At 45.3% G+C, this 18,666-nt stretch carries 18 protein-coding genes; all 18 read right to left on the reverse strand.

Annotation, left to right across the window (positions count from 1 at the left end; translation table 11 throughout):
* Nucleotides 1–13: 13 nt before the first annotated feature.
* Nucleotides 14–196, reverse strand: coding sequence for a twin-arginine translocase TatA/TatE family subunit (locus ACO53F_RS06115; protein WP_485137730.1), 183 nt, complete (start codon nt 194–196; stop codon nt 14–16).
* Nucleotides 180–917 carry a twin-arginine translocase subunit TatC gene (gene tatC / locus ACO53F_RS06120; protein ID WP_485137731.1) on the reverse strand — a complete coding sequence of 246 codons (738 nt, stop codon included), beginning with the start codon at nt 915–917 and terminating at the stop codon, nt 180–182. The genes ACO53F_RS06115 and tatC overlap by 17 nt, the downstream gene beginning before the upstream one ends.
* Nucleotides 910–2,637, reverse strand: coding sequence for an FTR1 family iron permease (locus ACO53F_RS06125; protein ID WP_485137732.1), 1,728 nt, complete (start codon nt 2,635–2,637; stop codon nt 910–912). The genes tatC and ACO53F_RS06125 overlap by 8 nt, the downstream gene beginning before the upstream one ends.
* Nucleotides 2,606–3,847 (reverse strand): iron uptake transporter deferrochelatase/peroxidase subunit, encoded by a 1,242-nt coding sequence (efeB, locus tag ACO53F_RS06130; RefSeq protein WP_485137733.1) that lies wholly within the window; start codon nt 3,845–3,847, stop codon nt 2,606–2,608. The genes ACO53F_RS06125 and efeB overlap by 32 nt, the downstream gene beginning before the upstream one ends.
* Nucleotides 3,837–4,697, reverse strand: coding sequence for an iron uptake system protein EfeO (gene efeO / locus ACO53F_RS06135; RefSeq protein ID WP_485137787.1), 861 nt, complete (start codon nt 4,695–4,697; stop codon nt 3,837–3,839). Before efeO ends, efeB begins: the two co-directional genes overlap by 11 nt.
* Nucleotides 4,698–4,898: 201 nt before the next feature.
* Nucleotides 4,899–5,840 (reverse strand): prolyl aminopeptidase, encoded by a 942-nt coding sequence (pip, locus tag ACO53F_RS06140; RefSeq protein WP_485137734.1) that lies wholly within the window; start codon nt 5,838–5,840, stop codon nt 4,899–4,901.
* Complete coding sequence (locus tag ACO53F_RS06145) at nt 5,834–6,343, reverse strand: dihydrofolate reductase (RefSeq protein WP_485137735.1); 510 nt, start codon at nt 6,341–6,343, stop codon at nt 5,834–5,836. Before ACO53F_RS06145 ends, pip begins: the two co-directional genes overlap by 7 nt.
* Before the next feature lie 32 nt (nt 6,344–6,375).
* Nucleotides 6,376–7,317: a thymidylate synthase gene (locus ACO53F_RS06150; RefSeq protein WP_485137736.1), complete on the reverse strand. Its 942-nt coding sequence runs from the start codon at nt 7,315–7,317 to the stop codon at nt 6,376–6,378.
* A 37-nt stretch (nt 7,318–7,354) separates the two neighbouring features.
* Nucleotides 7,355–9,229 carry an ABC-F family ATP-binding cassette domain-containing protein gene (locus ACO53F_RS06155; RefSeq protein WP_485137737.1) on the reverse strand — a complete coding sequence of 625 codons (1,875 nt, stop codon included), beginning with the start codon at nt 9,227–9,229 and terminating at the stop codon, nt 7,355–7,357.
* A 69-nt stretch (nt 9,230–9,298) separates the two neighbouring features.
* Complete coding sequence (locus ACO53F_RS06160) at nt 9,299–11,011, reverse strand: ABC transporter ATP-binding protein (protein ID WP_485137738.1); 1,713 nt, start codon at nt 11,009–11,011, stop codon at nt 9,299–9,301.
* A gap of 93 nt (nt 11,012–11,104) precedes the next feature.
* Nucleotides 11,105–11,941: a LicD family protein gene (locus tag ACO53F_RS06165; protein ID WP_485137739.1), complete on the reverse strand. Its 837-nt coding sequence runs from the start codon at nt 11,939–11,941 to the stop codon at nt 11,105–11,107.
* A gap of 27 nt (nt 11,942–11,968) precedes the next feature.
* Nucleotides 11,969–12,997, reverse strand: coding sequence for a zinc-binding dehydrogenase (locus tag ACO53F_RS06170; protein ID WP_485137740.1), 1,029 nt, complete (start codon nt 12,995–12,997; stop codon nt 11,969–11,971).
* Nucleotide 12,998: 1 nt separating this feature from the next.
* Nucleotides 12,999–13,706 carry an IspD/TarI family cytidylyltransferase gene (locus tag ACO53F_RS06175; protein WP_485137741.1) on the reverse strand — a complete coding sequence of 236 codons (708 nt, stop codon included), beginning with the start codon at nt 13,704–13,706 and terminating at the stop codon, nt 12,999–13,001.
* A 159-nt stretch (nt 13,707–13,865) separates the two neighbouring features.
* On the reverse strand, nt 13,866–14,558 hold the full coding sequence (locus tag ACO53F_RS06180) for a sugar phosphate nucleotidyltransferase (protein ID WP_485137742.1): 693 nt from the start codon (nt 14,556–14,558) through the stop codon (nt 13,866–13,868).
* Between the two features lie 3 nt (nt 14,559–14,561).
* Entirely contained in the window at nt 14,562–15,497 is a 936-nt protein-coding gene (locus ACO53F_RS06185) for a DMT family transporter (protein ID WP_485137743.1), read from the reverse strand.
* 6 nt (nt 15,498–15,503) lie between these two features.
* Nucleotides 15,504–17,366, reverse strand: coding sequence for an NTP transferase domain-containing protein (locus ACO53F_RS06190; RefSeq protein WP_485137744.1), 1,863 nt, complete (start codon nt 17,364–17,366; stop codon nt 15,504–15,506).
* 136 nt (nt 17,367–17,502) lie between these two features.
* The gene (locus ACO53F_RS06195) at nt 17,503–17,892 is read right to left on the reverse strand and encodes a DUF956 family protein (protein ID WP_314760643.1); all 390 of its coding nucleotides are present in this window, start codon (nt 17,890–17,892) and stop codon (nt 17,503–17,505) included.
* A gap of 24 nt (nt 17,893–17,916) precedes the next feature.
* Complete coding sequence (locus tag ACO53F_RS06200) at nt 17,917–18,603, reverse strand: DnaD domain-containing protein (RefSeq protein ID WP_485137745.1); 687 nt, start codon at nt 18,601–18,603, stop codon at nt 17,917–17,919.
* Between the last annotated feature and the right edge of the window lie 63 nt (nt 18,604–18,666).

Here is an 18,666-nt window from a genome sequence, read left to right on the forward strand (position 1 = left end):
CTCTTATCACAAACTATTGATCTTTTTCTTGCTTTTTATCGTCATCCGTCAGTTCATGGACGGTACGTTTGAAAGACACAAACATTTTACCAATCGACTCTCCAAGTTCTGGTAATCGCTTAGGGCCAAAAATTAAGAGCGCACCTAAGACAATCAAAATTAAACCCGACGCCCCAATATCACGAAGTAATCCCATCTTGCTTCCCTCCTCTTTTCTTACGATACAAAATCCAATGGCTTATTAAAATACTAATCTCATAGAGTCCCACCAGGGGCACTAACATAGCCAAGTCACTGACAAAATCAGCTGGTGTTAAAATAACGGCTAATACCAAGAGCACAAAGTAGGCATAGCGCCGATAGGCGCTCAACCACTTAGGCGACAGCAAACCAATATGGGTCAAAAAAGCGACTAAGACTGGCATTTCAAATAGAAAGCCTAGTGGCAAGGTCACGCCAAAGATGAAATCCAAATAATTTCCAACTGTCAGACGTGTTTCGAAGAGTTCTCGACTCCAATTCAAGAGCACCTGTAACAAGGCCGGAGCCACCAGATAAAAGCCAAAAGCTAATCCAATGATAAAACAAAGAAAGACTGCTGGCAAGTACCAATAAATAGCACGCAACTCCTCTTGTTTGAGAGCTGGCTTGACATAGGCCCAAATCTGATAGGTGACAAAAGGCAGACTAGCGCTTAAGGCCACTAAACTGGCCACCTTAATATAGAGCCAGAGAATTTCATTAGGTCCCAAGGCCAAGAGTGGTTGGTCCAAAAATTGCGTCACTAAATGATAAAAAGGATCTACCAAGAAAATCCCGAGGCAGAACCAGAGGATAAACCAGATTAGGGAAAGAATCAAGCGCGATCTAAATTCTGCCAAATGGCCTACTAAACTGAGATGCTTGCTATCAGCCATCTGTCTTCTCTCCTCTCGACACTAGGAAGAAGACGAACACTAAACCCAAAAGGTATAGAGCTTGGCTAGCCACCGTCCACCAAGTTGGGTAAAATCCTAGCCATTCGATGGCCTGTAAGTTACCCCACACAATTGGATTGGTAGGCAAATACTGGGTGACGATAAGCGTATGGATGCTGACCCCCAAAATCTTGAAGGCCAAGACATAAATCCCAATAGTAAGTATCTTAAAGAGCCAAGGAAGTGATAAGCGATTAGCAAGGTACTTGAGTACCAACCAGACAAGCGCTAAAATCAGCGTAGCTAGGCTAATCCCTAGTAGCATCTCCCAGAAGGATATCTTAGACAGTATCCCCACCAAGAAGAGAATAGTCTCTGCACCTTCGCGGAAGACAGCTAAGAAACTGACCCCAAATAAGGTCCAAAGGCGTCCAGTTCTTTGATAAGCGGCCAGTTGGCGATCAATATAGGCTTGCCAAGAAGCTAGGCTTGAGCTCCGATGCAACCAAATTCCTACTAGGGTTAAGGTTACAACAGCAAAGAATCCTGTGACAGCTTCAATGAGCTCTCGCGCCACACCAGAAAAAATTGTTGGTAGGAGCGCCGTTAAAGCCAGAGCCAAGGCAATACTTGCTAAGAGTCCAGTGCCTGTCCCAGCATATACATAAGCTAGGGGGCGTTTGGCCTTGAGTGACCGCAGACTTGCAACTAAAGCAAGTACAATCAACATGGCCTCTAAACCTTCACGCAAGACAATCAGCGTGACATCCCAGTAGGAATACTGGCTAGCCTTATTGATCTGCTTAAGTTCATCTATTAGAGATTGTAGCTTGGTTTGGTAAGTCGGATCCTGTCCCTTGACCATAATAACGGGCGTTTCTTGCTCGATTCGGGTATAAAGTTTATAGTTTCGAGTCGAGACTTCGCCTTCAATACTAGGCCATAGCTCAATAAAGGATTTCATCGTCTCCTTAGCTTGGCTGGTCTGACCTTTGGCAAAGGCTTCTTTAGCCTTTTCTAAAAGTTGCAAACCATCTTTCAAACTGGCAAGATTTGTGCCCGCTGCTGACTCTAGTTCTGTGCCCGTCAAAAAATCTTGGATGGCTTGCTTCAAGCTCTGACTATTAACCTCAATGATTTGGTAATCGACTGGTTCCAATTCAATAGCCGCACGTAACAAGGCCAAGGATGTTTCAATTCGATTATAGTGGGCACTGGAAGTTGACCTAACAATGCTTTCATTAGCTGTCCAGCCACTATTGACTTGCTTGTAGGTTAGTTTAACTGACTCTATATCCTGCTTGGCAATGGCGCTCTCTAATTGCATAATCAAGGGTGTCAATCTTTTCTCAAGCTTGTCCTTAGCGGCAGATTCATCTACAGGATTCTGCTCCTTGTCAAAGGCCAAGAGCGATCGTGAAATAGCCACAAGCTTATCATGACTCAGGTCTGCCTTAGCTGCTTCAATGGCCAACTGAGTTGCTTGCCCCGCAGGGCTAGACGCTTGGCTTTCTTTGCCAAAAGAACTTTCTAAAGCCTCTAGTTTTTGATGAGCTTGGCTTGAATCGCCCTGCTCTAGTGCCTGAGTCGCTTCTGTCACTTGAATAAAATAGGACTGCAAATCCGTCTTAGCACTAACAAAAGGACTAAAAAGTAAGACAAGAATCAGGGTTAGACAGACAGTTGCTTTATTCAAATAGGCTTTGACCAAGATAGCCACCCTCTTCTACTCCCGGTAGGATAGCAAAGAGGCCACTCCCTACATGGGTAATGTATTCATTTAATTTGTCCTTGGTTCCTAGATTCTTCTGAACCTTTATAAATTGTTGGGGATCCTTTTGGAAGGAAATAAAGAGCAAACCCGCATCAAATTGCCCCGTACGCGGATCAATACCGTTGGCATAGGAAAAGGCTCTACGGTATATCTCCTCACCTACTTCTTTGGCTAGACGGACATGACAATCTTCTGGAATGACGAGGTTGCCCATGTCATCTTTTAGTTCTAAATCTACCGGATCAAATTCATCAACTGCTCCAAGAGGCGCCCCACTGTCGCGATGACGACCAAAGGTATTCTCTTGTTCCTTAAGACTGGTTCGATCCCAGGTTTCAAGATGCATTTGCACACGCCGCACAATCAGATAGGTCCCATTTTTCATCCAATTGTCATGATCACACCAAATCACACGATCAAAATCATCTTGGCTGGTCACATTAGCGGTCCCGTCTTTGAACCCAAAAAGGTTACGAGGGGTAGAGCCCTGGCTGGTAATCGCGGCGTATCCTGTCTGACTCCATTTAAGGGTCAGGTGTTCTCGTCCCTTGCGTAGCAAATTACGAACCGCATGAAAGGCCACCTGGGCATCTTCTGCACAAGCCTGGATACAAATATCCCCACCAGTGAAGTCTTCTTGCAATTGGTCACGGGCAAACTTAGGTAGATCCTCAAGCTCAGGCAATTTTTTACTTGTTAGTTTGAGCTTGTCTAAGAAACTAGGACTGACCCCAACAGTAATGGTAAGGCGCTCAGTCCCCATACCAACAGCCTCACCAGTATCGGTAGGCGGTAGCATGGTATTAGATTTATAAGCTTCAACCAGCTCACCCTGCATCATTCGAGCAATATAAGTTGTCCAAGACTTGAAAATACCACGAATCGTCTCCAAATCTTCCGTCGCCAAATCCAAGACAGCAAAGTAGACCTGACGCTGAATGGGTGTGGTGATACCTGACTGACGCTTACCATAAAATGGAATTGCTTGGTTTGCCTCTTCCAGGGCTAGAGCATCCTTGGGTGAAGTCCCACCAAAAAGTAATTTCATGATGCTTGGAGCCATCATGGCTCCTGCCCCCATCATGCCCGCCTTTTTGATAAAATCTCGGCGGGAAATGGGTTTATCATACCATTTTTCGTCTGGTTTAGCGACCACTGTCATCAGCCTCCAAGATAACGGCCATTTGAGATAGGGGTTCTCCTAACTTAGTGACCGCTTCAGCTAGGGCTTTGGTCTCTTTCTCACTTAAGTCCGTGTAGAGCTTATAGTGGTCAGCATCCACTTTGTGGCTAGCCAAAAGGTCATTAACTGTCTTAAATTTTTCGGTTAGGTTCTTAGCTAATTCAGGGTCCTTGGCAGAAATCTTATCCTTAAAGATATTGAAGATTTTTTCTGCCCCCGCAATATTAGCTTCAAAGTCATAGAGGTCTGTGTGAGAGTAGATTTCCTCTTCTCCGGTAATCTTACTAGTAGCCACTTCATTCAATAAGTCTACAGCGCCTGTCAGCATGTTTTCAGGTGTTACCTCTACTGTTGCGACTTTGGCCTTAAGCTCCTTAATATCATTAACCAGCTGGTTTGCGTAGGACACTGCCGGCTCCGTCTTGCCCTCTTCCCACAGAATTTGTTCAATTTTATGGAAACCAGACCAACCTTCTTCAGTCTGATTATCTTCTACATAGTCTGCAAGGCGGTAATCAATCTTGACATCTGATTCTGCAAAAAGCTCTGCAATAGGTTCAGAACGCTCATAGGACTTACGAATTAAAGGATAAGCTTTCTTAGCTTCTTCTAGCTTGCCGTCTTGGATTAGCTTAGCAAAGTTTTCAGTATCTTTTAGAAGCTGGTCAATCTCTGCGCTAACAAATTTCTTATAAGCTTCAGTTTCAGCGCTCAAATCTACTGATTGAGCAGAGCTTGACTCCTCAGCTAATACAGAATAGCTAGTTAATGAAACAGTGGCCACTTGTGCTCCTAATAGAGTGAGGACTGCTAACTTCTTCAAATTCTTTTTCATTTACTTTCCCGCCTTTATCGATAGATTTCTTGACAAGACTATCATACCCTATTGTAGCAAGAAAGAATACCCTTTCTAAATAAAAGAGAATAAGTTCTACTAAAGAATTAATTAGTATAACTACGAATAAAGTTCTGCTAATACAAAAAAACGACCTGTTATAAGGTCGTTTTACTCATTCTATGAAATTTACCCAATTTTAATAGCTTCCATAGCTGCCAATAAGGCCTCGAAGAGTGGCGCATCCTGAGGCGAATGGCCTGCTTCTTCGACAATTTGGAACTTAGCGTGAGGACAAGCCTGGGCTAAGGCATAGGCACCACTCGGACGACAATCGACGTCATAACGGCCATGAAAGATTGACATAGGAATCTCCTTGAGTAGATGAGCACGATTGAGGATGTAGTTGTCCTCTCCCCAGAACATCTTGTTAGCAAAATAATGGGCTTCAAGTAGGCCGAGTGAACGGTCAACAGGCGCTAACTCTGCATCTGGAGCTGGGAAATTTGGTCGTAGCGTAATAACGGATCCTTCCCAGGCACTCCAACGTTTCATGGCTTCTTCTGCTAGGGCCTGATCTGCCCCAATCATTCGGCGATAGTAGGCTGCTACTAAATCATCTTGTTCTTCTTGAGGGATAAAATCTCTAAACAAGGCAAAGGCTTCAGGATAAAACTCGCTAGCGCCAAACTGGAAGAGCCAATCAGAATCTTCCTGTCGACCTAGGAAGATACCACGAAGTATCAAACTCTTGACCCGAACAGCATGGTGGATGGCATAAGTCAAGGCCAAGGTTGAGCCATAACTGCCACCAAAGACATGCCAGTCCTCAATACCAAGCCTTTGTCTAATAATCTCCAAGTCCGCCACACTATCCAAGACTGTATTAGATTCAAGGGATAGGAAGGGCTGACTTTTGCCGCAACCACGTTGATCAACTAGCACAATCCGATAAAATTCAGGATCGAAGAAACGTCGGGACGACTCGCCAACCTGCCCGCCTGGTCCGCCGTGCAAGAAAACCACAGGACAGCCTGTCGGATTACCCGCTTCTTCCACATAAAGAGTATGACCAGAACCAACTGGAATATGATGTGTCGCAAAGACTGGCGTATTTAGATAACCTAGCATGATACTTCCTCCTTAGAACGACGCTCCCACCATTCAAATTGGTGGGCATAGTGATTCTTATCGTCAACCAAGCCTTCTTGAATTTTTACACACTGCCACTGGTCTTGATCTAGGTCAGCGACGAAGGTATCTGCCGGAAAGGTTGCCTTAATCTGCGTACGAATAACTCGGTCTGCTAAAGGCAATAAGGCAGCAAAAATTTCTGCTCCCCCGATGACCATGACTTCTTGATCTTGGGCCAAGGTTTTGATTTCTTCTAAGTTATGAACACGGTGTAGGCCTTCAATTTCGGACTTATAGTCTTCTTGGCGAGTCAAGACATAACTAGTCCGACCTGGTAAGAGACGGCAGCCCATGGATTCAAAGGTCTTGCGCCCCATCAAAATAGCATGACCGAGTGTCACTTGCTTAAAAAACTTGAGGTCATTAGGCAAGTGCCAAGGCAGTTGATTTTTATAACCAATCCCGCCCGCTTGGTCTTGGGCATATACAAGAGTCAGCATGGTGTTTTTCTTCCTTTCTATGTAAGGATATTTTAGACGGCAATCGGCGCCTTAATGGTTGGCCAAGGCTCATAACCTTGTAACCGAATTTGATCAGTAGAAACTTGATCAAATTGCTCGAAATCGTCAATTTCCAATTTTGGCAGTAGCTTAGGCTCTCGGCTCAAGAGGGTCTCCGCCGCCTCCAAATGATTAAGATAGAGATGAGCATCCCCCAAAGTATGTACAAAGTCCCCCACCTCTAGACCACATTCTTTGGCAATCAAATGGGTTAAGAGCGCATAGGAAGCAATGTTAAAAGGCACACCTAAGAAAACATCTGCACTGCGCTGGTAGAGCTGACAGGATAACTTGCCGTCATGCACATAAAACTGGAAGAGTGTGTGGCAAGGGGGCAGAGCCATACTAGGCACATCCTCAGGATTCCAAGCTGACACAATTAAGCGTCTAGAATCCGGAGAATGCTTAATCATGTCAATGAGCTGGCTAATTTGGTCCAAAGTCTCACCATTTCGGAGAGGCCAAGAGCGCCATTGCGCACCATAGACATTGCCTAAATTACCGTAGCGTTCAGCAAAGTCATCATTAGTCAAAACTCGTTCATTAAAGGCTGCTAATTCCTGCTGGTAGATTTCATTAAAGTCTGGATCAGCGACTGCACGCAAACCAAAATCAGTCATATCAGGGCCATGATAGTCAGGAGACTCCACATAGCGTTTGAAGGCCCACTCGTCCCAAATGTGATTATTGTGTTCTAGTAAGTAGCGGACATTGGTATCGCCGCGTAAAAACCAGAGTAATTCGCTCTTAATCAAGCCAAAGGGTACACGTTTAGTCGTCACCATGGGAAAGCCTTGGCTCAAATCAAAACGCATCTGATAACCAAAAAGGCTCTTGGTCCCAACCCCAGTACGGTCAGTTTTAACATGACCCTCTGCTAGGATTTTTTTGACTAATTCTTGATATTGTTGCATATGCTTCTCCTTTGCTTGCCTTTTCTCTTACGGCGTCTTATGGCGCCAATTCACTTAAATAGTCATACCGCTCATAAAGATGATAGAGATGAGCTTCGGTCGCTTCCAATTCTTCTTGAAGACTCATTAATTGGCCAGCATCTTGACTGTTGGCTTCCATGTCTTCCTGAATCTGAGTGAGACGGTTTTCAGCGGCTTCAATCGCCTCCTCAATTCCTGCCCATTCCTTCTTCTCTTCATAGCTTAACTTTTTCTGGTCACGTTTTGGCTTATTATTTGGGGCAGGGGCCAACTTTTCCTTTTCAGGGACTGACTGCTCCTTAGCAAGGTAGTCAGAATAACTGCCCCAATAGGTGGTATAAGCCCCCTGCCCCTCTAAAATCAGGTACTGGTCTACCGTCTTATCTAAGAAATAACGATCGTGAGATACCACGACGACAAGCCCTTCAAATTGGCTTAAATAATCCTCTAAGACAGTTAGGGTATCAATATCTAGGTCGTTAGTTGGCTCGTCTAAGAAGAGGACGTTGGGTTCCTGAATCAAGAGCGATAATAAATATAGCCGACGTTTTTCTCCCCCTGACAGACTTGAAATGTTAGAACCATGACTAACCCGAGGAAAATTGAATTGTTCTAGCATCTGTGCGGCACTTTTGGTGCGTCCATCAGGACTGACAAAGTTATCGGCGATTTGCGTCAGATAAGCTAAAATCCGCATATCTCCCGGCAAATCTTGATCTAATTGGCGATAGTAGGCTAGTCGGACCGTCTGGCCTAGCTTCAAAGTCCCGGCAGCTAAGTCATGATAGCCTGCTAAAGTATTAAGGAAAGTGGTCTTGCCGACCCCATTGGCACCAATCAGCCCAATACGTTCGCCTTTGGTGAAGTGTTTAGTATAGTCTTGAATGACCACTTGCTGCCCCACTTCAATCCGCGCCTGCTCCAACTCAATAATCTGATTGCCGATTCGTTGTTGATCAAATTCAAAACCAGAGGTCTCTACGCTGTCCTGACGCGCAGCAATGTCTTCCTTTAATTGGTCGAATCGTTCGATTCGTGCCTGCTGCTTGGTTGTTCTAGCCTTGGCGCCCTTTCGCATCCATGCCAATTCGGCTTGATAGAGCTTGTCCTGCTTATCTTGCATTCTTTCTTCAAGCGCGAGTTCAGTCGCCTTCTTCTCTAAATAAGCTTGGTAGTTGCCACTATACTCGCGAAAACGGCCGTGTCTTAATTCGATAATTTTATTGACCGCTCGTTCCAAGAAATAACGATCATGGGTCACTAAGAGTAGCGCGCCTTTGTAGGAAGCAAGGTATTTTTCTAACCACTGCACAGAATTGACATCCAAATGGTTAGTCGGCTCATCTAAGATAAGCAAATCGGGCTCAGCGATGAGGACCTGGGCAATACCAATTCTTTTCTGTTCCCCGCCTGAACAATCTCCAACTCGTTGATTGAGATTGACAAGGCCTAATTGGCTTAGGACTGTCTTAGCTTTGACTTCAATCTGCCAAGCATCTGCCTGATTCATTGCTTCTGTGATAGACTGAAAGGCTTCCTGAAGCTTGCCATTATCAGGGTTTGATAACAAGGCATGATTGGCCACCTCATAGTCATGCAAGAGTTTCAATTCCGGCGTATCTCCCGCGAAGACCGTATCTAAAATAGTCTGGTTAGGATCTAAATCTGGATTCTGCGCTAAATAGGCAATGCGATAATCCTTTGGTTTGTCAATAGTCCCTTGGTCATAGTCGGTCTGGTCAGCTAGCACCTTCAAGAAGGAACTTTTACCGGTCCCGTTAGGTCCAATCAAGCCAATTCTATCCCCTGTCCGAATGGCAAAGTCGATGCCTGCCAGCAAGGTTTTGGTTCCATAGGTTTTCTCTAATCCTGTGACTGCTAAGGTCTTCATGTCATCATTCCCTCATTATAACTCTGTTTATTATAGCAAATTTGACTGATTAAGTCTAAGCTCTAGAGGCTAGGCGAACTGGGCCCGGTATAGGGCCGCATAATGGCCATCTATAGCCAATAGTTCTTGGTGGCTACCGGATTCTACCACGCCCTCCTCAGTCACCACCACAATACGATCTACATGCTGAATGGTGGCTAAGCGATGGGCAATCACGAGACTGGTTCGACCTTTGGCTAATTGGTCAAAGGACTGTTGGATATATTGCTCGGTTTGCGTATCTAAGGCGCTAGTTGCCTCATCTAAAATCAGTATGGAAGGATCCTTGAGGAAGATTCTCGCAATCGACAGACGTTGCTTCTGCCCGCCAGACAAGCGTACACCGCGTTCCCCAATAGCAGTATCCAAGCCATCAGGTAATTGCGCAATGACTTGGTCCAATTTGGCTGCACGAATGGCTGCTTCCACCTCAGCCTCACTTGCATCTAATCTACCATAGAGGACATTCTCCCGGATGGTCCCGTCGAACAAGAAAACATCCTGTTGGACAATCCCAATCTGTTGTCTGAGTGAAGCCAAAGTGTATTCCCGTATGTCCTTGCCATCAATCAAGACTTGGCCCGACGTTACATCATAAAAACGTGGCAAGAGATTGACCATACTGGACTTACCTGCCCCACTTGGCCCGACTAAGGCCACGCTCTCACCGGGTGCAATGGACAGGTTCAATCGAGAAATAACGGGACGCCCCTCTTCATAGGCCAGTTCCACATTACGATAATCTATTTGACCTTGGAAGTGTGGCGCTGGCTGGGCATCAGGTAAATCTTGAACCGTAACCGGCTTAGCTAATTCATGTCTGAAACGTTTGAAACCCGCAAAGCCCTTTGGATAGGTTTCAATCATGATATTAATACTTTCAATCGGCTTAACAAAGGTATTAGCCAAGAGGACAAAGCCTACTAATTGGCCTGTCGTTAGCTCCCCTTTGAGGGTGAAATAGGCCCCGGACACTAAGGCGATTAAGGTAATAATACGCATTAAGACATAGTTAAAGGCACTTGAAGCCGCCATGGTTTGATAGAATTTAAGTTTATTCTCGCGATAGTCTTGAATAAGTCCTTCAAAACGCGCTTCTTCATGGGCTTCATTAGCGAACGCCTTGACTACTCGGATGCCACTGAGGCTGTTGGATAAGCCGGCATTAAATTCTCCCAATTGACGATAGACTTGGCTATTAATACGTCCCATCTTCTTATTAAAGATAGCCAGCGCAACTCCCAAGATTGGCACCAGAATCACTGTCCCAATGGCTAATTGCACATGAACCTGCAACATGAGCCAAAAAGCCCCCACCAAACTCATCAGAGTAATGAATAAGTCTTCAGGCCCATGATGGGCTAACTCCCCGATTTCGAACAAGTCACTGGTTAGTCGCGACATGAGCTCACCTGTCTGCTTATTATCGAAATACTCAAAGGACTGTCTTTGGAAGTATTGGAAGAGCTGACGTCGCATATCAGTCTCAATGGTAATGCCCAACTTATGGCCTAAGTAGACTACAATGTACTTCATCACCATATTGAAGAGATAGAAGGCAAGCAACAAGAGGCAGACCCAAATAACCGTCTGATAATGGCCTGTTGGTAAGATGGTGTCAATAACCCGATTGACGACAAATGGAAAACTCAACTCTAGCATTGAGGAAAGCACCGCACAAGCAAAATCAATTATGAAGAGCTTCTTATAGGGCTTGTAGTAGGCAAAAAAGGCGCGTAGCACCCAGCATCATCCTTTCTCATAAAAAGGCTGACCCTCTGGCCAGCCTTGTTTTGGCTAAAACTGTTAATCTATAGCTAGGTTAGAGACTTCCTCCTACTTCAGCTGACCTGTCTTGAGGTCATAATCCGTATAAGGTCGCTCTAAATCTAGCAATAAAGCATCGTGATGTGGCTTTTGATTCTGGCTAGGCGGTGGCGTCATATAGTCACCAAACGCCTCAGTCAAATAGGCATCATAACCTGCTGGAATGGGCATTTCCGTCCCTTCAAAAGGCTTGAAAACAGCCTGATCAAAGGCCTCGATTGGATAGAGCTTGCTCATATAGTAAGGACCTGAACACAACTCAATGCGATAAGCCGCCTCTTGTCGAGTGGTCTTAGTCATCTTTCGATGAGCTAGTGACCAAATCTTATAGCGGAGTTTAGAACTTGGGACTAGGCCCAGTAGCACTCGACTGCCCCAAGCCAAGAGACCCCCATGCTTTTCAGGCACGGTTTGAGCGCAAAAGAGCGAATAGATTAAGGCCCAGACTTTCTGGGTCTTACGTTTCCAAGCTGAGGCCGGTGCATAGTCCAAAGGCAGCACATCTAAGGCTAGGCCATGTGGCAAGTCTAAGTCGGCTTGATAAGGCTTGAGGCAGGTTGTCTGGCGGTCACGAATCGTGATGAAGAGGTTACGGTCGACATAGCCCTCATGAGAGCGCGACAGAAAATAACGCGAATCTGCCTCTTTGGGCCAGAGTTCTGCCAAACGTTCATAGTCTTCCCTTGGCATAAAAAAGTCTAAATCATCGTCCCAGGGAATAAAGCCCTGATGACGTAAAGCCCCAATCGCACCACCACCGCATAAGTAGCATAAGAGATTATGCTTCTGGCAGAAGGCAACAAAGTATTGGGCCATTTCTAAGCTTTTGGCTTGAATGGGTTCCATCTAACCCCTCCTTCTTTTAATTAATCACTAGATATTCCACTTAGCCACCGTTTTAAATGGTGTTTTACGGTCTTCTTCGAAGAATTGGTAGATATCCTTGACATCCTCTAAATCCCCTACTTGGTGGATAATCATCCGCAGTCTTGAGGATACTTGTGGGTTTTCCATTAAGGCCACAGCCAATTGGAAGTCCTCACGTCCTGAGCGAGAAGAACCTACTAAGGTCAGACCTTTTTCTAAGACATCACGGGTATTAACCGGTACTTCCGTCTCGGAAACTCCCATTAAAATCAGCGTTCCTTGAGGTTTAATATACTTAATAATGTCACGAATGGCTTCTTGACTGGCATCGCCACCCACACACTCAAAGGCATGGTCGAAGCTGAAATCTTCCGGAATATCTTGCAATTCATAGACTTCATCTACAAAGCTGAAAAGTCTTAGCTTGTCGTGGTTTTTACCTACTACAATAATGGTAGCATCTGGAAACTTAGCTCTTAAGACGGTAGCTTGGACAAAGGCTAGCGAACCTGAACCCCAGACCACGATTCGGTCACGCTTGGATAAGGCCATAGAGTCAAAACGACGGGCTCCGTGCGCCGCCACCGAGACAAACTCGGTCATAGCCGCTACCACATCTGGTATGCTTTGATAACCCACGACGCGGTCTAATGGCAAATGCACAAATTCCTGCATGAATCCATCGTAACCACTGGATAGGAAGTGAGTTCCTTCCACATAGTTCTCATAGAACTCACCCGAATGGTCAAAACCTTGAGGTGGCTGATTGGGAATCATGACAACCTTATCCCCTACTTGATAGGTGCCGGTTTCGTCACGTACGACGATACCGCAACACTCATGAATCAAGGCCATTGGTAATTTTTGCTTGAGTACTTTGGCCGCACGCTTGCCTTGGTAGTAGCGTTGGTCTGCATGGCAGAGGGCCATATAATTAGGACGCACCACGACTGGCTTAGCCGAGTCTGTCGACACATCTTCATACTTAACTGAGAAGAAGTATGGGCGAAGTAACTGATAGACGCGATTAATCACTTTAGATCTCTCCCAACATAGCTTCGGCAATCTTCAAATCGGTCACGGTCGTAATCTTCAAGTTAGAGTATTCCCCTTTTACTAGACCAACACTTTTCCCTTTGAGGACAAAGACCTTGCAGGCATCGGTTAATATCTCACGCTCGTCTTGACTGAGGCTAGCGAAGAGGCTATCAAACTGATTAATGCGGAATGTTTGAGGGGTCTGACCTTGGAACATGTGGGCCCGATTAGGAATAGCGCTAATCGACTTACCATCTTGGGATTCCACAATGGTATCGTTAGCCATGACCACTGTATCGGTCGCATCATAGTCAGCCATGACCTTAATATTGTCTTGAATCATACGATAAGAGACAAAAGGACGTACCGCATCATGAGTAATTAAAATGGCTTGGTCAGAGACAGGACCGGCTGACTTAATATCTGCGATGATATTGAGGATACTATCATTCCGATCTCCACCCCCATCAACGGCTTTAATCTTAGTCTCATGGCCTGGCAAGTGTTTGCTTACTAAATCATTGAAGTAGACTAACCAATTTGGATGTACGGCTACATAAACTTGGTCAATATCAGGCACCACTAAGAATTTTTCGATGGTATGGATAATAATGGGCTTATTGCCTAACATGAGGAATTGCTTGGGCATATCTTGAATCCCCATTCTAGATCCAATGCCCCCTGCTAGAATACCTGCATAAATCATGCATCTCTCTCCTTCTCACTGTCGTAAAGTGTCTTTCTATCCTAATTATTATAGCACATCTTATATCGACACGCATGGAAAAGTCGTTAGCTTAAGCATTTTATTAAGAAATGATCACACATTCAAAACAAAAAAGCCAGACACTTGTCTGGCTTCCGGCTAATTTTTTGCTTCCATTTGCGAACGTAGCGCTTCTAAATCCTCTAGGCTATCAATTTCAAAGGTCTGATGGCCTTCAATGGGATAAACATGAACATCTAAATCAGCTAGGTTATCCTTGACCACGTCATCCCAGTAGAGATTAGTATAATCAGCTTCTTGGTAGTAGCCTTCAATTAACTGCTGCAAATGTTGTCCATCTTCCGCACTCCAATAGGATACGCCAGACAGAATCCGCCCTTGACCACTTTCTACCGTAATGGCCGTTACGCGAAGGTCATCTTGCTGGTAATGCAAGACCCATTCATCCTTGAAGCCTTCTTTCGCTACCCCAAAGTAGAGAGAACTTTTTGGTGCTGATAACAAGAAGTTATCGACTAGGAAATTATCGGCATCAATAACATAGGCATCACTTAAGTAGTGACGGACCAAGTACATGGTGTAGAAGTTATTGTAGCTTTCATATTGGTCATTGTGAATCAAGGTCACGCCATACTGGTCCTTAAGAAAATCGAACTTTTCAGCCAAGTACCCTGTCACGACAATAATGTCTTCAATCCCTTTAGCCCGCAAGAATTCAATCTGGCGCTCGATTAAACTTGTACCTGCGACTTGAATTAAGGATTTAGGGGTTGTAAGGGTGATTGGCCGCAAGCGGGTTCCCATACCAGCGGCGAGAATTATTGCTCTCATTGATTAGGCTCCTTCGTGTTGTGAAACTAAGACACTGCTTACAATCATCAAAGCCGCCGATAGCAAGAGAATTGGGTTAAATTCAGCTCCTCCTAGCAAGATGGAGAAGACAATGGCCCAAATAGCGTATGAGATATTGAGTGCAGTAGCCTTTACAGGTCCAATTGTATCAATTGCACGATAAAAATTCAAATAAGACAAGGTGCCTAAGACTGCAACGCCTAAGATGAGCCATAGTACAGGTTGGCTGATGACAGCTGTCACACTGAAGACTAAATCAGATTCAAAGGTGATAAAGCCAAGATAGAAAATAGTCGACACCCACTGGCGAATCCAAAGGGCCTGTTTAGGATTTAAATCTTCCTTCATCCCAATAGAACAAATCACGCTCTCCAAGGACCAACCCGCGACACTGAGAAAGGCCACTAGGAAGCCAATAACGTGAGTATTTGATTGCATCATGTCACCTGACAGGCTGACACCTAAAACGGCTAACACAGCCAAGGCAAGGCCAATCCAAACTGGTTTGGTCAACTTCTCCTTAAGAATAAGCATACCTAGAAAAGCAGCTACTACTGGATACATAGAGGAAATACTTGCTGTTAAGCCAGCCCCAATCGCATCCACTGCATAGAGGTAGGCCCGCATACCCATAGGGCCACCTAAAACAGCTGCCAACATGACCACGCGAGAACTCTTACTGGTCAGCTGTTTGAAGGTTTGTTTGAGCAAGCCTTGACGGACCAACTCCCCTGTCATCATTAAGGCAGAAAAGCCATCGTGGAAGAGGGCCAATAAAAGGGCCGCGCCAGCTAGCCGAGGGTCAACCAAGGTAAAGGGCAACATCATCAGAATTACGCCACTATAATGGGTATCTGCTCCCCACAAGAGACCTGACAATAGGCCGGCAATGATACCACTTGTTTCCTTATTTTTCATCTAGCTTCATCCTTTCTTTTTTAGAGCATGGTAGCGCGCTAGGTTAGCTTGCGCACGACGGTAGCGTTCAATCCCATAGTCCCCAAAATCGTCGCCCCGGCTTTCCTTGAAGATGGTCCAGACAGACCAGAGGAAGTCTTGGCAAATTTGATAGATTAAGAGTTTAGTTTTCAAGCTTTCTGGCACCTCTTGATCTTGGCAGTAGAGGCTTAAGAAGCGATCTTCCTGGTCTTGGCTGAAGCCACATTCTAGACTGTGGGCTGCTAAATCCCAGGCCAAGTCATTCATACCTGAGTACTCCCAGTCAATCAGATAGGCCTTACCGTCTCCACCTTTGACAAAGTTCTCAGGGACTGTATCAATGTGACAAGGCACCATTTGGACAGGCAAGTCTGCCAAATCTTCTTGCAGTTGGAAAACGGCCTGACGTGTCGCTTGAAAGCCATCAAAGTAGGCAGCCCCTACTTCATCCACAAAACTCTCATACTTAGCAATCTCCTCAAAGACATCGAAACGGTTATCAAAGTCTAAGCCTGATTGGTGTAACTGTCTGAGCAGACCAGTTGTCATCTGCATGTTGTTGATGTATGTCGCCGTATTAGCATTCAAGGTCTCAGCGTCTGGAATGAAGGCTGACACCTTGGTCCCTGTCACTTCGTCAAAGTAGAGGGTCTCAGCATCTAAGCCCAGAATATGAGCTAATAGGCTATTGGATTTCTCAGCTGGACGGTTAATGAACTTCTCCGTCCCGTTGCCGGCAATCCGAATGATGTAAGGTTGGCCTTTAAGTATGACCTTGTAGTTCTTGTTAGTCATACCACCAGCACTCTCTAAGGTCGCAATATCCTCAGGGCTAGCATCCATCTGGTCGGCCAAGAACTGCTCCACTTCTTGCTTAGCTGCCCGTTCTTCCTTGCGAACCAAACGTGGGTAGACTCGCTTAAGAACATAATGAACCTGACTAGCATCATCAATTTCGCCCCAGAAGAAGTCATCCAGTTTAAGGTAACCCAAGCGATAATCTTGGGCGACATCTAACATAATATATTCATAGTTAACATAAGGATTGAGGTTGTCGGCATAAATCGCTAGCATCTTAAGATAGAAAGGATAGGACAGTTTGGACAGGCCAATCATTTCACCATCGATACGGTTGAATTGGTGGATATCCTTACCCATCTTATAGACATAGCCATCGCGCAATTCCACCATGGCTTCATCATGTTGCTCACGTACACTAGTAATCAACATAGCGGAATCACTAGCGACCTTATTCAGCCCCTTAATCCCACGGATTTCAAAGAGTAAATCCCCCTCAATCAGGAAGAAGTCGCCATCAATATGAGGAGCTGCCGTGGCAAGAGAAGCCATAGTCCCTGTGTGGGCATAAGCCTCATTGACTACTAGAGTCACATCAGGCATGTCAGCAACATGTTGAGCCAAGAGGTCAGCTTGGAAGCCAGCAACCAAGACAAAACGCTCTACTCCTTGGTCTCGTAAGACTTGAAGGGTCCGATCCAATAAGGTATGGTCCCCTAATGACAGGAGTGGCACGGGTTGATCCATATGACGAGGTTGGCCTGCAGCAAGAATGACTGCCTGATGAATTTGCTCCTTGGCCTGAGCCAACTGAATCTTACGGGCATTTGCATCTTTCAAGCCAGTCTCTAGCAAAGCCAAGCCCTTGTCCGTCACTTGATAGTGGTTACGTGTCCCCTGACGCTCAATCTCAATGTAGCCTTGTTCATCAAGTCGCTTGAGAATCAAATTAATTTTGCCTAGGGATAGGTTAGTCGCTTGTGCCATATCACGTTGACTGCCCGCTTTTTCTCGGTTCAAGTAATACAGCAAGGTCATTAAGTCATTCATCTTAGCCCTTCTTTCTGCGTTCATTTTTTGAACTTTAGTCTAGTATAAACTACTTATTCCCTTATGTCTAGGGTTTTAGCTTAAAAAGTTCAAATAATGAACAAAACCCTCAGCATTTAGCTGAGGGCTAGAGGTCCTATTGTTTTTTTGCTTTTTTATTGCGCCATTCTTTCCAAAGCTTAGCCAAGGAGAAGACAGGCTTATTTCTGACCAGTTGGTCGTCAGCCAGATAGTTTCGCATGGCCTTAAGAGTCTGCCCTGCCTTAGAGACAACAAAGTGATAAGTGCCTGCTGACTTGGTATCAATGAAGAAGCCCCGAATGAAGCCCCGTTTCATCAGCATGATGGCACGAACCTGACGAATTTCGCCCCAAGGAATCTGAACGAAATCAGCAGGATTGCGGTCATTATAGAATTCAAATGCCTTGTTACCAACTAGAATACGGCCATGGCGGCCCATAACGCCACCAGACATCCAGTTGGCAGTTGTCACAAAGTCTGCTCGACTATTCAATGATTCAACCATACTTCTCTCTCCTTCTACAATGCTTTAGAGTAGTGGAATATCAATCTGATCATAAACCGCCTCTTGATTGTTGGGCTGGTCCTTATCGCGTCTTTCTAGATAGGCTTGAACCTGAGCAGCAGTGGTCAAGCCATAGCGCTCCCAATTAATCAGAATGCGATCAATATACTTAAGGCTGAGGGCTTGACGCAAAACGGCTTCCTTAACTGCTAAACGAATTAAATCAGGCGCATAGCCATCTTGCTTGAGCCAGCCATTCAAGGTCTCATATTCGAGTGCTGACAGAGAACGACCAAACTCCCCTTCCACCAGAGGAATGAGTTGACTAGCCGTCATGGTCTCTTCCTGATCGCTTGTTAGGGCTGTCTCATTACTAGAAGTCGTCTGTTTTTGCCCAGCTGCTGGATTAAAGAACTCTAGTCGTTCAAAAAGTGGTGCCAGACTCAAACGGTCTTGGCCCGAAGCATCCATTTCAAAGACTAGATAGCCTTGATCTGCTAAGAGAGATAGTTGAGACATGGCTTGATGAGACTGCCAACCGTAATGTTGCGAGCACAGTTCTACAACAGCCATAGGACTCAAATCCCCATCCTTCTGACCTAATATCGTGGTCACTAGGAGAAAGGTTTCAGGACTCAAGCCTAAGTCTTGATAATGGCTGAGTAAGACCTGCGGCAAGACGACAAAGCCTTCTTGGTACCAATTATACATGATGCTCCCCCTTCTCAGTCTAGTTTTCCTATTAAGCACAGGGCAGCTTCCTCAGATTAGGAG

It is taken from the genome of Abiotrophia sp. (assembly GCF_057275535.1).

Coding starts and splice junctions, on each gene's coding strand:
- ACO53F_RS06195 (WP_314760643.1), bottom strand. CDS start 17,892: ATGGTTGAATCATTGAATAGTCGAGCAGACTTTGTGACAACTGCCAAC.
- ACO53F_RS06185 (WP_485137743.1), bottom strand. CDS start 15,497: ATGAAAAATAAGGAAACAAGTGGTATCATTGCCGGCCTATTGTCAGGT.
- ACO53F_RS06190 (WP_485137744.1), bottom strand. CDS start 17,366: ATGAATGACTTAATGACCTTGCTGTATTACTTGAACCGAGAAAAAGCG.
- ACO53F_RS06180 (WP_485137742.1), bottom strand. CDS start 14,558: ATGAGAGCAATAATTCTCGCCGCTGGTATGGGAACCCGCTTGCGGCCA.
- ACO53F_RS06150 (WP_485137736.1), bottom strand. CDS start 7,317: ATGCAACAATATCAAGAATTAGTCAAAAAAATCCTAGCAGAGGGTCAT.
- ACO53F_RS06115 (WP_485137730.1), bottom strand. CDS start 196: ATGGGATTACTTCGTGATATTGGGGCGTCGGGTTTAATTTTGATTGTC.
- ACO53F_RS06145 (WP_485137735.1), bottom strand. CDS start 6,343: ATGCTGACTCTTGTATATGCCCAAGACCAAGCGGGCGGGATTGGTTAT.
- ACO53F_RS06155 (WP_485137737.1), bottom strand. CDS start 9,229: ATGAAGACCTTAGCAGTCACAGGATTAGAGAAAACCTATGGAACCAAA.
- tatC (WP_485137731.1), bottom strand. CDS start 917: ATGGCTGATAGCAAGCATCTCAGTTTAGTAGGCCATTTGGCAGAATTT.
- pip (WP_485137734.1), bottom strand. CDS start 5,840: ATGCTAGGTTATCTAAATACGCCAGTCTTTGCGACACATCATATTCCA.
- ACO53F_RS06175 (WP_485137741.1), bottom strand. CDS start 13,706: ATGATTTATGCAGGTATTCTAGCAGGGGGCATTGGATCTAGAATGGGG.
- ACO53F_RS06200 (WP_485137745.1), bottom strand. CDS start 18,603: ATGTATAATTGGTACCAAGAAGGCTTTGTCGTCTTGCCGCAGGTCTTA.
- ACO53F_RS06165 (WP_485137739.1), bottom strand. CDS start 11,941: ATGGAACCCATTCAAGCCAAAAGCTTAGAAATGGCCCAATACTTTGTT.